This is a genomic window from Mesorhizobium sp. CA10, from assembly GCF_020165285.1.
In the GTDB taxonomy this organism is placed as follows: Bacteria; Pseudomonadota; Alphaproteobacteria; order Rhizobiales; family Rhizobiaceae; genus Mesorhizobium.
In genome coordinates this window covers 531,890-545,976 of record NZ_JAIUHV010000003.1, presented here as the reverse complement: position 1 = coordinate 545,976, position 14,087 = coordinate 531,890, and the positions used below count along the sequence as shown (strand labels likewise).

The following is a 14,087-nucleotide window of genomic DNA, read 5'->3' as shown; positions in this document are numbered from 1 at the left end:
TGAGCGGTTGGGCTCGGCGTCTTGGCCGTGGCCTTCCGTCCGGAATTGCGCCAGAACAACGCGGCGTCATAGCGCCCGAATATCGCCCCGCGCCCAGCCTTCGGTAATCTCGGCGGCGCGCGCTTCGAAAGCCTGCGCCTCGATGGCCGCCCGTACGTCCTGCATCAGACTCTGATAGTAGGATAGATTATTCCAGGTGAGCAGCATGGCGCCGAGCGCTTCCTGCGAGCGCACCAAGTGATGCAGGTAGGCGCGCGAATAATCGCGCGCGGCCGGGCAGTCGCTTTCCTCGTCGAGCGGGCGCGGATCGTCGGCATGGCGGGCGTTCCTGAGATTGACCTTGCCGCGGCGCGTGTAGGCAAGGCCATGGCGGCCGGCGCGGGTCGGCATCACGCAGTCGAACATGTCGATGCCGCGCGCCACCGATTTCAGGATATCGTCCGGCGTGCCGACGCCCATCAGGTAGCGCGGTCTGTCGGCCGGCAGCTCCGGGCAAGTGATGTCGAGCATCTCCAGCATCACCGGCTGCGGCTCGCCGACCGCCAGCCCGCCGACCGCATAGCCTTTCAGATTCATCGCTTTCAGCGCCTGGGCGGAGCGCACGCGCAAGGCTGCGCTGTCGCCGCCCTGGACGATGCCGAACATCGCCTTGCCCGGCTGGTCGCCGAACGCCGCCTTGCAGCGCTCTGCCCAGCGCAGCGACAATTCCATGGCGCGCTCGATCTCCTCGGGCTTGGCCGGCAGCGCCGTGCATTCGTCGAGCTGCATCTGGATGTCGGAATCGAGCAGTCCCTGGATTTCGATCGATCGCTCCGGCGACATCTCGTAGGGCGCGCCGTCGATATGCGAGCGGAACGTGACGCCCTGTTCGGTCAGCTTCCTGAGCTTCGACAGCGACATGACCTGGAAGCCGCCGCTGTCGGTCAGGATCGGATGCGGCCAGCGCGCGAACTCATGCAGGCCGCCAAGTCTGGCCACGCGCTCGGCGCCTGGTCGCAGCATCAGATGGTAGGTGTTGCCGAGGATGATGTCGGCGCCGACCCCGCGCACCTGGTCCATATACATGGTCTTGACGGTGCCGCCGGTGCCGACCGGCATGAAGGCCGGCGTGCGGATCTCGCCGCGCGGCATCGAGACCAGGCCGCGCCGCGCCTTGCCATCGGTGGCAAGCACCTCGAATGAAAAAGTCTCAGCCATTGAATTCCTTGTCGTGCTCCGGCGCGCCGGGCGCCTGCTCGTCGAGCGACTGTCGATAGCGGATGCAGCCGCGCATGAATTTCGGCCATGGCGGCACGGTGATCGCCGGCTCGGTCCTTTCCGGCAAAAGCTCCCAGAGGTCAGGATGATGCCAGCACAGATCATGCCCTGTCGCGTCGCGATGCGCGCGGATGCCGGCGCGCAGTTTCTTCACCTGCGCGATCAGCGTATCGCGGTTCATGCCCTCGAGGTCATCGTCCATCGCTCGTCTCCGATCGAAAAAGCAGGCTTGCGTCTCCATAGGAGTAGAACCTGTAGCGGCTCTCGATGGCATGCGCATAGGCCGAGCGCATCGCCTCCAGCCCGCTGAAGGCCGAGACCAGCATGAACAGCGTCGAGCGCGGCAGATGGAAATTGGTCATCAGCATGTCGGCCGTACGGAAGCGATAGCCGGGCGTGATGAAGATGTCGGTTGGTCCGGACCAGGGCTCGATCATGCCGTCGTCGCGTACCGCGCTCTCCAAGAGGCGCAGCGATGTCGTGCCGACGCAGATGATCCGCCCTCCCCGCGCCTTGGCCGCGTTGAGCGCCGCCGCCGTCTCCGGGCTTACCGAGCCGGTCTCGGCATGCATCTTGTGGTCGGTCGTGTCGTCGGCCTTCACCGGTAAAAAAGTGCCGGCGCCGACATGCAGCGTGACGAAGCGGCGCTCGATGCCCTTGGCGTCGAGCGCCGCGAACAGCTCCGGGGTGAAATGCAGGCCGGCGGTAGGCGCGGCCACCGCGCCTTCCTCGCGCGCATAGATCGTCTGATAATCGGCGCGGTCGCGCTCGTCGTCTTCGCGCTTCGACGCAATGTAGGGCGGCAGCGGGATATGCCCGACGGCATGCAGCGCCTCGTCGAGAAAGGCGCCCGACAGATCGAAGCGGAGCAGCGCTTCGCCGCCCTCGCCTTTTTCAAGCACCGTGGCGTCGAGCCGGCCCAGAAAGCAGGAATTGCCGTCATGGCCGAATTGGATGCGGTCGCCGGCGGCGATGCGCTTGCCCGGCCGCATGAAGGCCAGCCAGCGGTCGGGGCCGGTGCGCATGTGCAGCGTCGCCTCGACCTGCGCCGCCGCTTCGCCGCGCAGCCTGATGCCCTTCAATTGCGCCGGGATGACCTTGGTGTCGTTGAACACCAGCACGTCCCCGGCCTTGAGCAGCGCCGACAGGTCCCGGACCGTCCGGTCCTCGAAACCGGCACCCGGCCTCACCACCAGCAGCCGAGCGCTGTCGCGCGGCTCGGCCGGCCTGAGCGCGATGCGGTCTTCGGGAAGATCGAAATCGAAGAGGTCCACTTTCATGCCTGCGGCAATAACCCGATCGCCGCGCTCTCGCCACCGTCTTGTTGCCGCGCCTTGCGAGCAATTGCCGTCGACGAAACGGCTGACACTCAGGTCAGCCGCACCAGCAGCGCTCCGGCCAAGAGCAGCACAGCGCCGGCGACGCGGCCAAGCGAGATTTCGCGCACCGCCACGCCAAGGAAGCCGGCGCGGTCGATCAGCATGCCGGCGATCAGCTGACCGGCGACCAGGAAGGCCATCAGCGCCGCCGCGCCGATGCGTGGCGTGAGGATCGTCGACAGCGTCACATAGAAGCCGCCGAGCATGCCGCCGGCGACGAACAGCCAGGGCGCCGGCGCCTTCCAGTCGAGCGAGATGCCCTGCAGCTTCACCACCGAGATCGAGATGATGCCGAGCACGATGGCACCGGATAGGAAAGAAAAGGCGGCGGCCGCGACCGGAAGGCCGAGGCCCTTAGCCAATTGCGAATTGATCGGCGCCTGGATGGCGATGAAGGCGCCGGACAGGATGCCGAGCAGGGACCAGACAGCGCCCATCATAGTTCCGCCTTTACTTGACGTCTGCCGCGACTTTCAGCGACACGATCTTGTCGGGATCCTGCACCGGCTCGCCGCGCTTGATCTTATCGACATTCTCCATGCCTTCGATGACCTGGCCCCAAACCGTGTACTGGCGGTTGAGGAAGGCGGCGTCGTCGAAGCAGATGAAGAACTGCGAGTTCGCCGAGTTCGGGTTCTGGGCCCTAGCCATCGAGCAGGCGCCGCGGCCGTGATTGGCGTTGGAGAACTCGGCCTTGAGGTCCGGCTTGTCGGAGCCGCCCATGCCCGCGCGCGACGGCGCATAAGTGGGCTTGCTCGAATTGCCGAACTTGACGTCGCCGGTCTGCGCCATGAAGCCGTCGATGACGCGGTGGAACACCACGCCGTCATAGGCGCCTTCGCGCGCCAGCTCCTTGATGCGGGCGACGTGCCCGGGCGCCAGCTCGGGATACATTTCGATGACGACCAGGCCCTTGGTCGTTTCCATGATGAGCGCGTTCTCGCGGTCCTTGATCTCAGCCATGTCGGAAAATCCTTTGAAAATTGAGGGAGTTACTTGCTATCGGCGGCGATGCGGACCTTGATCATTCGGTCGGGGTCGGTGACCGTGCCGTTGTCGGCCTCATCGCCCTTCTTGATCTCATCGACGAGATCCATGCCGCCGACCACCTTGCCGACGATGGTGTACTGGCCGTCGAGGTTCGGCGCCGGCGCGAACATGATGAAGAATTGCGAGTTGGCCGAGTTCGGGTCCTGCGAGCGGGCCATGCCGACCACGCCGCGCGCGAACTGCTCGCTCTGCGAAAACTCGGCCGGCAGGTCGGGAAGATCGGAGCCGCCGGTGCCGACGGCTTCGGGGTTGAACCCCTTCTTCATGTTGCCGAATTTGACGTCGCCCGTCTGCGCCATGAAGCCGTCGATGACGCGGTGGAAGGCGACGTTGTCATAGGCGCCGTCGCGCACCAGCTTCTTGATCTGCGCGACATGCTTGGGCGCCAGATCGGGACGCAACGCGATGGTCACGTCGCCGTCCTTGAGCGTGATGATCATTGTGTTTTCCTTGTCGGCGGCGACGGCCTGCAAGGACGCCGCGAAAAGGCCGGCAACCACGACAAGGAACGAAGCGAGCTTCTTCAGCTGCATGGGTATCTCCGGGAAAACCTATTTGGTGAACTTGGCGGCGAGCGCGCCGGCAACGGCCGCAGGCACGAACGGGCGGATATCGCCGCCCATCGACGCAATCTGGCGCACAAGTGTGGCGGTAATGGTGCGCACCGAAGGGCTGGCGGGCAGAAAAACCGTCTGCAATTCCGGCGCCATCGTCTCGTTCATGCCGGCCATCTGCATTTCGTAATCGAGGTCGGTGCCGTCGCGCAAGCCGCGGATCATGATCGAGGCGCCGTGCTTGCGGGCCGCGTCGATGACCAGCCCGTCGAAGGACACGACCTTGATACGATCGCTGTCGCGACCGAATTCGACCTTGGTTGCGGCCTCGATCAACTCAACGCGTTCCTCGAAGGAAAACAACGGCTTCTTGCCCGGATGAATGCCGATCGCCGCGTAGACGGTGTCGGCCACCGCCAGCGACGCTTTCAGCACATCGAGATGGCCATTGGTCAGCGGGTCGAAAGAGCCGGCGTAAAGGGCGGTGCGTTCCGTCATGGCAGGCTTCTAGCGAGCCTCTCGGACAAAGGCAAATCTCATTAATTGCATTGCCGTGAACCTTTTCGCGCCGATGAACGACAGATGAATGCGGCAATCACGAACATTTCACGCAGCGTTCACTAGGTTGCCGCTTCAAGAGGTGAAACCAAATCCCCACCTCATCGTTGTACGCCCAGGAGAACACGCAAATGCTGATCTACATGCTTGCCACTGCAATGACCATTGTGATGCTGATCGCGACTGCATTCGGGTTGCATCAGGAAGCAGCGCGGGTGCGCGTCAAGGCCAATACCAAGCGGCTCGATGGTTTCGCCCATCGCAACGTCTACCGTCGCCACTGATCATGATCGCACCGGCCCAGAGAGGCCGGTGAAGCTTGAACCTATTCGCCTTCGCCCATGTCGTCGGTGCCGGTCTCGCTTGAAGCCACGTCTTCGGCCTCTTCGTCCGACTGCGGTTCCGAAATCCGCTCCACCGATACAACCTTCTCGCCTTCGGCCGTGTTGAAGATCGTCACGCCCTTAGTGGCCCGGCTGGCGAAGCGTATGCCGTTGACCGGCACGCGGATGACCGTGCCGCCGTCCGAAACCAGCATGATCTGATCGTCATTGCCGACCGGGAAAGTCGCGACCAGCCGGCCGATCTCGGCTACCTTCGACACATCGGTGGCGCGGATACCTTTGCCGCCGCGGCCCGTCAGCCGGAAATCGTAGGACGACGAGCGCTTGCCGTAGCCATATTCGGTCACTGTGAGCACAAGCTTCTCATGCGCCTTGAGGAACTCGTAGCGCTCCTCGGAAAGCTCGGCTTCCTCGCCGATTTCCTCATTGGTGAGCGCGATCTCCTCCTCCTCGCCGGCTCCGCCGGCGGCAAGCCTGCGCTCCGCCGCGGCGCGCTTCAGATAGGCTGCGCGCTCTGCGGGCGACGCATCGACGTTCTCGATGATGGACATCGAGATGATGCGGTCGGTCTCGGCCATGGTTATGCCGCGCACGCCGACGGAATTGCGGCTCTGGAACACACGCACATCGGAGACCCGGAAACGGATGCACTGGCCGGAATTCGCGGTCAGAAGCACATCGTCATTGTCGGTGCAGGTCTCGACGCCAAGGATCTCGTCGCCCTCTTCCTCCAGCTTCATGGCGATCTTGCCGTTGCGGTTGACCTGGACGAAGTCGGACAGCTTATTGCGGCGCACGGTGCCGCGCGTGGTCGCGAACATCACATCGAGCTCGCCCCAGCTGGTTTCGTCCTCCGGCAGCGGCATGATCGTCGTGATGCGCTCGCCCTGCTCGAGCGGCAGCATGTTGATCAGCGCCTTGCCGCGCGATTGCGGGTTGCCGATCGGCAGCCGCCAGACCTTTTCCTTGTAGACGATGCCGCGCGATGAGAAGAACAGCACCGGCGTGTGCGTGTTGGCGACGAACAGGCGGGTGACGAAATCCTCTTCCTTGGTCGACATGCCGGAGCGGCCTTTGCCGCCACGGCGCTGCGCCCGGTAGAGTGAAAGCGGCACGCGCTTGATGTAGCCGGAATGGCTGACGGTCACGACCATGTCCTCGCGCTGGATCAGGTCCTCGTCTTCCATATCCGAACCGCCGTCGGTCAGCTCGGTGCGGCGCGGTGTGCCGAACTCGTCGCGGACCGCGACCAGCTCGTCCTTGACGATCTGCTGGATGCGCGCGCGCGATGACAAAATATCAAGGAAATCGACGATTTCAGCGCCGATCTGGTTCAATTCGTCGGCGATCTCGTCGCGGCCGAGCGCGGTCAGGCGCTGCAGGCGCAGGTCAAGAATGGCGCGCGCCTGTTCCTCGGACAGATTATAGGTGCCGTCCTCGTTGATGCGATGGCGCGGATCATCGATCAGCTGGATCAGCGGAGCGACATCGTGTGACGGCCAGCGCCGCTCCATCAATTGCTCGCGCGCCGTCTGCGGATCCGGCGCGGTGCGGATCAGCTTGATCACCTCGTCGATATTGGCGACCGCAATCGCCAGACCGACCAACACATGCGCCCGCTCGCGCGCCTTGCGCAGCAGATATTTCGTGCGACGGCTGACGACTTCCTCGCGGAAGCCGACAAAGGCCTTCAGCATGTCGATCAGCGTCAGCACTTCCGGCTTGCCGCCGTTGAGCGCCACCATATTGGCGCCGAACGAGGTTTGCAGCGGCGTGAAACGGTAGAGCTGGTTGAGGACAACGTCGGCTACGGCGTCGCGCTTCAACTCCACGACGACGCGGTAGCCCTGGCGGTCGCTCTCGTCGCGGATGTCGGAAATGCCCTCGATGCGCTTGTCGCGCACCAGCTCGGCCATCTTCTCGATCATCGAGGCCTTGTTCACCTGATAGGGAATCTCGGTGACGACGATGGATTCGCGGTCATTGCCGCGCTGCTCGATCTCGACGCGGCCGCGCATGACGATCGAGCCGCGGCCCGTCGAATAGGCATTGTAGATGCCCGAACGGCCAAGCACGATGCCGCCGGTTGGGAAATCCGGACCGGGCACGATCTCCATCAGCGCCGTCAGGTCGATCGCCGGATTGTCGATGAGAGCGATGGCGCCGTTGCAGACCTCGACGAGATTGTGCGGTGGGATGTTGGTGGCCATGCCGACGGCGATACCGCCGGAGCCATTGACCAGAAGGTTCGGGAAACGGGCCGGCAGTACCTTGGGCTCGCTGCCGGACGCATCGTAAGTATCCTGGAAATCGACGGTTTCCTTGTCGATGTCCTCCAAGAGCTCATGCGCGACCTTGGTCAGCCTGGACTCGGTGTAGCGCATCGCCGCCGGCGGATCGCCGTCGATCGAGCCGAAATTGCCCTGACCGTCGATCAGCGGCACGCGCAGCGACCAGTCCTGCGCCATGCGCACCAGCGCGTCATAGATCGAGGCGTCGCCATGCGGATGGTATTTACCCATCACGTCGGCGACCGGGCGGGCCGATTTCACATATTTGCGGTTCCAGTGGTAGCCGCTCTCATGCGAGGCATAGAGGATGCGGCGATGCACCGGCTTCAGGCCGTCGCGCACGTCGGGCAGCGCACGGCTGACGATCACGCTCATGGCGTAATCGAGATAGGAGCGCTGCATCTCCTCGATGATCGAAATCGGCTCGATGCCGGTGGGGCCGCCGTCCGGCCCGCGCGGTGTCTTCTGGTCGGTCAAATCAGGTCACAATCCAGTCGGGAATCACTCACCGCTTATATAGGAAGCCTCGCCGAAACTCCAATGTCGGCCGCACTTTTCCAGAGACAATTTTGATGGCAATTTCAAATGGATATCGCTGATTGCGACGATATGGCCAAGGTCGATTTCGCTTCAGCCGGCGTTAGCGCCCTCTGGGCCGTCTGGCGCGATACGCGCCGGGAGCTTGTCCCATCTCGCGCCGGAACCGGCGGTTGAAGGTCGACAGATCGTTAAAGCCGGCATCGAAGGCGATCGTCGAGATCGCCGCGCCCGAGCTGCGCAGACGCACCGCGGCGCGGTGCAGCCTCGTCCTCAGCAGGAACTGATAGGGCGTCATGCCGGCAACCTGCCGGAACGTGCGCAGGAAGTGAAACGGGCTTGTCGCCACGCCGGCGGCGAGCTTGGCAAGCGACAATGGTCGATCGGCGTTGAGCTCGATCAGCCGCACCGCCTCGGCAACGCGCTTCTGGTCGCGGCGGCTGGGCGCCCGGCCAGCTGTGGAAGTGTCGGCCGCAGCCGTGGCGACCGCCCCGGCCATGCGCAGGCCGAGTTCCTCGAATGCGTCGCCGTCGCCCGCTTCCCGCGCCGCTTCCGCCTCGGCCAGCAGAGGCGCCAGCGCCGGCAAGGGCGGCAGGCGTGGATGGGTAAAGCCGAGCCGTTTCACATCCGGCAGGTCGGCCAGGACGCGCTCCAGATAGGCCGGCGAAAAATGGAAGGAGAGGCAGCGGTCGCCGGCGCCGTGCTCATGCCCGCATTCATAGCAGGCGCCGGGATTGCCGAGCAGAATGGCGCCCGGCGCCAGCATCGCCGTCCCCTGGCGCGTGCGATAGCGGAACGCGCCCCTGGTCACGGCGGCGACGCAAAAGCTGCAATGCTCTTCCTCGAATGGCTTGTCGCCGGCGATGGCCGTGCACACCACGTCGGACACCTGCCAGCCATGTCCGGAAGCCAGAGTCTTCTGCGCGGTCGTCATGGCTGAAAGATAGCAATTTTTCCCAAGCGCAGAACCCTGCCATACCGCTATTGCTGGCCCTCTCCTGACAAACGAGGCAGCAACAATGACCGATCCCTTTGCCGAGGCCCTGCACAGCGACGGCCCAAAACCGGACCTTGCCGAAAAGCTGAAGCTCTATGGCCGCTTCATCGGCGCATGGACGTTCGATGCCACACGCATTCTCGAGGATGGCACAAAGCTCACGGGTCGCGGCGAAGTGCATTTCGGCTGGGTTCTCGAAGGCCGCGCCGTGCAGGACGTCTGGATCTTGCCCGCGCGGAACACCGGGGCCCAGACGTCGCTCGGAGCATGGACCTTCTACGGCACCACCTTGCGTGTCTACGATCCGGGCGCCGACGCCTGGCACATCTTCTGGAGCGATCCGCGGAACCAGTATTACAGCCGCCAACTCGGCCGCGCCGAGGACGGCACGATCGTCCAGGTCGGTGCCGACGGCACCGGCGCGTCTGTGCGCTGGAGCTTTTCACGCATCACCGAAAACTCGTTTCGCTGGCTCGGCGAGCGCTCGCATGATGGCGGCGCGACCTGGCGCATGGAGGTCGAGTTTCTGGCTCGTCGCCTAAATGAACCTCGATAGCGGTCGAAAAGCCGCAAGGAATTGAAAGTAGCGATCCTTCGCGCCTGCTTTCGCAGCTTCGCACACCATTTCCTTCCGCTTTCCAGCGCCGCGGCTTTGCTCTACCAATTGCAAAACCTGGGCTTCGCCCGGCGGGAGGGGACCAGCGATGCCGAGTTTCGACAGCCTGTTCAACGCCTTCGTCACCATCCTGGTGACCATCGACCCGCCGGGACTGGCGCCGCTGTTCCTTGCCGTGACGCGCGGCATGAATCGTGACGAGCGCCAGCAGGTTTCGGTCCGCGCCTCGGTGATCGGCTTCCTGGTCATGGCGTTGTTTGCGATTGCCGGCGCCTCGATCCTGTCGGTGTTCGGCATAACGCTGCCGGCCTTTCGCGTCGCCGGCGGCTTCCTCTTGTTCTTCATCGCCTTCGAAATGGTGTTCGAGCGCCGCCAGGACCGCAAAGAGAAGATCGGCGACGTCGCCATCACCAAGGACATGATTCACAACATCGCCGCCTTCCCGCTGGCAATCCCGCTGATCGCCGGTCCGGGCGCCATCTCGGCAACCGTGCTGCTGTCGGGCTCCTTCCAGGGTTTTGGCGCACAGGCGGCGCTGGTCGGCATCATAGCGATCTGCCTGGTGATCACCTTTCTGGTTTTCGTGCTGTCCGAGCGTATCGACCGCATCCTCGGCCAGACCGGCCGCTCGATCCTGACCCGTCTGCTCGGCGTCATCCTCGCGGCGCTTGCCGTGCAGTTCGTGGCGGACGGCATCAAGGCGCTGATGGCCGCTTGAACGGTATCCTACTGCCTACTGCCTACTGCCTACTGCCTACTGCCTACTGCCTACTGCCTACTGCCTACTGCCTACTGCCTACTGCCTACCTACTGCCTTACTTCGCCGCCGTCTCGACCACCTCGAAATCATGCGTGATGGTCGCCGTCTTGGCCATCATGGCTGAAGCCGAGCAGTATTTTTCGATCGACAGATCGATCGCGCGTTTCACCTTGTCGTGCGACAGGGCTCTGCCCTTGACGATGAAATGCATGTGGATGCGGGTGAACACCTTTGGATCGGCTTCGGCTCGGTCGGCGTCGAGCTCGACCACGCAATCCTCGACCGCCTCCCGGCCCTTCTCGAGGATGTGCACGACATCATAGGCCGAGCAGCCGCCGGTGCCGATCAGCACCAGTTCCATCGGGCTCGGTCCCGGCGTCTTGCCTTCCGGCCTGTGCGCCGTGCCCAGCACGACCTTGTGGCCGCTGCCGGACTCGCCGACGAAGGTGCGTTCCTCGACCCATTTGATGCGTGCTTTCACGTTGACCTTCCTTGAGAAATTGCCGTCCGCCAAGGCGTGTTGATATTCAGGTCAGGCCGGCCTCACCTGAATATCAACACGCCTTACTGGCCGAACACAACGGCGTGCATGATCCGGCCGGCAGCAGCGTGAAGATGCCGGCGCCGACCAGCGCGAACAGATAGAGCTTGATCATGGCGCCGCGATGCGCGGTTACCTTATGCGTGTGCGCATACCAGGCCGCCAGCGGCATGGTGACCAGCACCAGGATCGACAACAGATGGATCGGGCTGAACGGAGCGACGAGCCGGATCTGCTGGATCCAGAAACTCGATATGGCGATGACCAGCATCAACGCCACGCAGCTGTAGCCCAGCACACGATGACGCACAGTACCTTTCGGCAGCGCCAACTGGGCGCCGCCGATGGCCAAAGCGGCGAAGGCCGCGAATGCATGCCACGGAATGGGAGGCGACGCCGACAGAAGCGGTCCGAGCGACATCACGCCTTCCCCTCAGACGGCCGTTTCGAGACGCTTAGAACGGGATCTCGTCGTCCAGCTCGCGTGACGAGCCGCCGCCACCGCCGCCCCTGGAGCCGCCACTGCCGCGGTTGAAGCTTTCATTCGGGCTGGACTGGCCGAAATCCGATCCTCGGCTGTTGCCGCCGCCGGAATAATTGCCGACCTGGCCGCCGCCGCCCTCGCCGCGCGCGTCGAGCATCTGCAACTCGCCTCGGAATTTCTGCAGCACGACCTCGGTGGTGTATTTGTCGGCACCGGTCTGGTCCTGCCATTTGCGGGTCTGCAGCTGACCCTCGACATAGACCTTCATGCCCTTCTTCAAATACTGCTCGGCCACCTTGGCGAGCTGGTCGTTGAAAATGACGACGTTATGCCACTCGGTCTTTTCCTTACGCTCGCCCGAGTTCTTGTCGCGCCAGCTTTCGGACGTGGCGATGCGAATGTTGACGACCGGATCACCGGAATTCAGGCGTCGGATTTCAGGATCCGCTCCGAGATTGCCGACCAGAATGACCTTGTTGACGCTACCCGCCATCTTACTTCTCCGCGCTCATCCGAAACAAATTTCAAGTCGCTCACCTTATAGCCTGCGGGTCGTCGCCGCCCGCAAAAGGCTGGCTTTTCCCACAAGGTTTTTGTTCTCTTTTCGTTCTAGTCATAGCTGCACTTTCTGTCAAGGAATGTCAGCAAAGGCAGGAGTGGACGTGCATTCTGATATGGCGATCAAATAGAAGCTTGCCAAATCGATAAGTATCGACTTATGCTTCTGCCATGATCGAAGCAGAGATTTTCCGCGCTCTCGCCGACCCGACACGACGCGCGGTTTACGAGCGGCTGGCCGCTGGCGAGATGAGCGTGAGCGAGCTACGCGCCGGCATGAGCGTGTCCCAGCCGGCGGTCTCGCAGCACCTTGCCGTGCTGCGCGGCGCCGGCCTGGTGGTCGAGCGGCGTGCCGGCCGTAACGCCTATTACCGCGCCGATCCGCAAGGGCTCGACCCGCTGCTCGGCTGGATCGAACGCTACCGCGCCTTCTGGCCGGAACGCATCGAGAAGTTGAAGACGGTTCTGAAGGGAATGGACCAATGACCAAAGCAGGGAAGCCGACGGCGACCGACGCAGCGCTCAACTTCGAATGCGAGCTTCCCGAGCCGCCGGAAAAAGTCTGGCGGGCATTGACCGAGCCGGAACTGCTGGCGGCCTGGATGATGCCGAACGACATGAAGGCGGAAGCCGGCGCCCGCTTTGCCTTTGCCGGACCGGATGAATCGATCGAATGCGAGGTGATCGAGGCCGAGCCCGGCAAGCTGCTGCGCTATTCCTGGCATCAGCGGCCCGACGCGAACGACCGCGACCGGTTTCCGGCCTTCGACAGCATCGTCACCTTCACGCTGGCGCGCACCGCCTCAGGCGGCACGCATCTCAGCATCGTCCATGACGGCTTCGTGCCGGTGGCGGAATCTGTCCTCGCCATTGCCGGCGCCAGCTGCGGGCTCTCGCTTCACGCGCGCAAGAACCCGATCGCCGCCAACGCGCCCTGCATGATGCTGCGCGCGGCCTGATCAAAAAGAGGACCGAGGAAACCCGTCATGAGCATTGCCAATCTGGTGCCGATGGTCATCGAGCAATCGAGCCGTGGCGAGCGTTCCTTCGACATTTTTTCGCGGCTGCTGCGCGAGCGCATCGTCTTCATCAACGGCGAGATCAACGACAACGTCTCGGCGCTGGTCTGCGCGCAGCTTCTGTCGCTGGAGTCCGACCACCCCGACAAGGAAATCTCGATCTACATCAACTCGCCGGGCGGCATGGTGACCAGCGGCTTCGCCATCTACGACACGATGCAGTACATCTCCTGCCCGGTGTCGACGGTCTGCATGGGCTTTGCCGCCTCGATGGGCTCCTTCCTGCTGATGGCGGGCGCGCCGGGGCGGCGGATCGCGCTGCCCAACACAAGGATCGTGCTGCATCAGCCGCTGGGCGGCTTTCAGGGCCAGGCCTCAGACATCCAGCGCCATGCCGAGGACATCGTGCGTACCAAGCAGCATATGACCGAGCTCTACGCCAAGCATTGCGGCCGGACCTACGAGGAGGTCGAGCGCACGCTCGATCGCGATTACTTCATGAGCGCCGCGGAAGCCAAGACTTGGGGCCTTGTCGACCACGTCTACGACACGCGCAAGAAAGCGGCCTGACGTTGCGGGAAGGCGCGCGGCAAATTGATCGCCGCGCGTCTGGCATTGCCCTAGCCGCGTCCCTATAGTCCGCGCATGATCGATCCGTTCCAATCCAGGCACTTGTGCGTTGCCCTCGCCGCGCTTGCCGGCGCGCTGGTGGCCGGCGCCGCCCTTGCCGACGACAGTTCGGCGCAGAAACTGCCTGGCGTCAGCGGCGACTACCGCATCGCCAAGCCGGCGCCGCAGCCGGAACCAGACGCGCTACCGGCCGGCAGCGACGGTTCCTTCAAGATCGGCGACACCGATGTCAGGATCGGTGGCAGCATAACGATCGATATGGCCACGGGCGGCGCTCGGATCCCGAACCATTGATTGCGAGCGGGTCAAACGCGAACACCACAAAATGTAAGCCCCGCCACTGCTTCCGCAGGTGGACGGGGCTTTCATGGATCTGATAATCCAATTTAGCCGGGAGTGGACTGCCGGCGTTCTGTTTCGGATGCAACGCGGCGTTCAGCCGACGATCCGACTATCGTCTCTGATTGTTAAGAATCGGCAAGTCACGGTTTGTCGGGCCGGCGTTTCAAGTC

18 protein-coding genes and 1 pseudogene are annotated in these 14,087 nt (G+C 63.5%); 7 read left to right on the top strand and 12 right to left on the bottom strand.

The window, feature by feature from the left end; translation table 11 throughout:
• Positions 1–66: 66 nt before the first annotated feature.
• The 7 genes from tgt to coaD form a co-directional block, all read right to left on the bottom strand.
• Positions 67–1,197: a tRNA guanosine(34) transglycosylase Tgt gene (gene tgt / locus LB535_RS09630; protein ID WP_224631992.1), complete on the bottom strand. Its 1,131-nt coding sequence runs from the start codon at positions 1,195–1,197 to the stop codon at positions 67–69.
• Positions 1,190–1,459 carry a hypothetical protein gene (locus LB535_RS09625; protein WP_224631991.1) on the bottom strand — a complete coding sequence of 90 codons (270 nt, stop codon included), beginning with the start codon at positions 1,457–1,459 and terminating at the stop codon, positions 1,190–1,192. Before LB535_RS09625 ends, tgt begins: the two co-directional genes overlap by 8 nt.
• Complete coding sequence (gene queA / locus LB535_RS09620) at positions 1,449–2,537, bottom strand: tRNA preQ1(34) S-adenosylmethionine ribosyltransferase-isomerase QueA (protein WP_224631990.1); 1,089 nt, start codon at positions 2,535–2,537, stop codon at positions 1,449–1,451. The genes LB535_RS09625 and queA overlap by 11 nt, the downstream gene beginning before the upstream one ends.
• Before the next feature lie 89 nt (positions 2,538–2,626).
• On the bottom strand, positions 2,627–3,076 hold the full coding sequence (locus tag LB535_RS09615; RefSeq protein ID WP_095765301.1) for a DMT family transporter: 450 nt from the start codon (positions 3,074–3,076) through the stop codon (positions 2,627–2,629).
• A gap of 10 nt (positions 3,077–3,086) precedes the next feature.
• Positions 3,087–3,599, bottom strand: coding sequence for a peptidylprolyl isomerase (locus LB535_RS09610; RefSeq protein WP_224631989.1), 513 nt, complete (start codon positions 3,597–3,599; stop codon positions 3,087–3,089).
• A 29-nt stretch (positions 3,600–3,628) separates the two neighbouring features.
• On the bottom strand, positions 3,629–4,219 hold the full coding sequence (locus LB535_RS09605; RefSeq protein ID WP_411969551.1) for a peptidylprolyl isomerase: 591 nt from the start codon (positions 4,217–4,219) through the stop codon (positions 3,629–3,631).
• Positions 4,220–4,237: 18 nt separating this feature from the next.
• Complete coding sequence (gene coaD / locus LB535_RS09600) at positions 4,238–4,738, bottom strand: pantetheine-phosphate adenylyltransferase (RefSeq protein WP_095765298.1); 501 nt, start codon at positions 4,736–4,738, stop codon at positions 4,238–4,240.
• A 191-nt stretch (positions 4,739–4,929) separates the two neighbouring features.
• On the opposite strand from coaD, the gene LB535_RS09595 reads away from it, so the two are divergent.
• Positions 4,930–5,082 (top strand): hypothetical protein, encoded by a 153-nt coding sequence (locus LB535_RS09595; RefSeq protein ID WP_095765297.1) that lies wholly within the window; start codon positions 4,930–4,932, stop codon positions 5,080–5,082.
• A 41-nt stretch (positions 5,083–5,123) separates the two neighbouring features.
• On the opposite strand, the gene gyrA is transcribed toward LB535_RS09595, so the two are convergent.
• Both gyrA and LB535_RS09585 read right to left on the bottom strand, forming a co-directional pair.
• Positions 5,124–7,910, bottom strand: coding sequence for a DNA gyrase subunit A (gyrA, locus tag LB535_RS09590; protein WP_224544444.1), 2,787 nt, complete (start codon positions 7,908–7,910; stop codon positions 5,124–5,126).
• Positions 7,911–8,073: 163 nt separating this feature from the next.
• Positions 8,074–8,904: an AraC family transcriptional regulator gene (locus LB535_RS09585; protein WP_224631988.1), complete on the bottom strand. Its 831-nt coding sequence runs from the start codon at positions 8,902–8,904 to the stop codon at positions 8,074–8,076.
• Between the two features lie 85 nt (positions 8,905–8,989).
• On the opposite strand from LB535_RS09585, the gene LB535_RS09580 reads away from it, so the two are divergent.
• The gene (locus tag LB535_RS09580) at positions 8,990–9,523 is read left to right on the top strand and encodes a hypothetical protein (protein ID WP_224631987.1); all 534 of its coding nucleotides are present in this window, start codon (positions 8,990–8,992) and stop codon (positions 9,521–9,523) included.
• A gap of 148 nt (positions 9,524–9,671) precedes the next feature.
• The gene (locus LB535_RS09575) at positions 9,672–10,301 is read left to right on the top strand and encodes a MarC family protein (RefSeq protein WP_140546758.1); all 630 of its coding nucleotides are present in this window, start codon (positions 9,672–9,674) and stop codon (positions 10,299–10,301) included.
• A 97-nt stretch (positions 10,302–10,398) separates the two neighbouring features.
• On the opposite strand, the gene LB535_RS09570 is transcribed toward LB535_RS09575, so the two are convergent.
• From LB535_RS09570 to LB535_RS09560, 3 genes and pseudogenes are all read right to left on the bottom strand, one after another.
• Entirely contained in the window at positions 10,399–10,824 is a 426-nt protein-coding gene (locus LB535_RS09570; protein WP_140841187.1) for an OsmC family protein, read from the bottom strand.
• 83 nt (positions 10,825–10,907) lie between these two features.
• A pseudogene (locus LB535_RS09565) lies at positions 10,908–11,305 on the bottom strand (DUF2306 domain-containing protein).
• Positions 11,306–11,339: 34 nt separating this feature from the next.
• Positions 11,340–11,861, bottom strand: a complete 522-nt coding sequence (locus LB535_RS09560; protein ID WP_095765291.1) for a single-stranded DNA-binding protein — start codon at positions 11,859–11,861, stop codon at positions 11,340–11,342.
• Between the two features lie 236 nt (positions 11,862–12,097).
• On the opposite strand from LB535_RS09560, the gene LB535_RS09555 reads away from it, so the two are divergent.
• From LB535_RS09555 to LB535_RS09540, 4 genes are all read left to right on the top strand, one after another.
• Positions 12,098–12,412, top strand: a complete 315-nt coding sequence (locus LB535_RS09555; RefSeq protein WP_224602448.1) for an ArsR/SmtB family transcription factor — start codon at positions 12,098–12,100, stop codon at positions 12,410–12,412.
• Positions 12,409–12,885, top strand: a complete 477-nt coding sequence (locus LB535_RS09550) for an SRPBCC family protein (protein WP_224631986.1) — start codon at positions 12,409–12,411, stop codon at positions 12,883–12,885. Before LB535_RS09555 ends, LB535_RS09550 begins: the two co-directional genes overlap by 4 nt.
• Positions 12,886–12,912: 27 nt before the next feature.
• Positions 12,913–13,515, top strand: a complete 603-nt coding sequence (locus LB535_RS09545; RefSeq protein ID WP_224601284.1) for an ATP-dependent Clp protease proteolytic subunit — start codon at positions 12,913–12,915, stop codon at positions 13,513–13,515.
• Positions 13,516–13,590: 75 nt separating this feature from the next.
• Positions 13,591–13,869, top strand: a complete 279-nt coding sequence (locus tag LB535_RS09540; protein WP_224544440.1) for a hypothetical protein — start codon at positions 13,591–13,593, stop codon at positions 13,867–13,869.
• Positions 13,870–14,087: the final 218 nt, after the last annotated feature.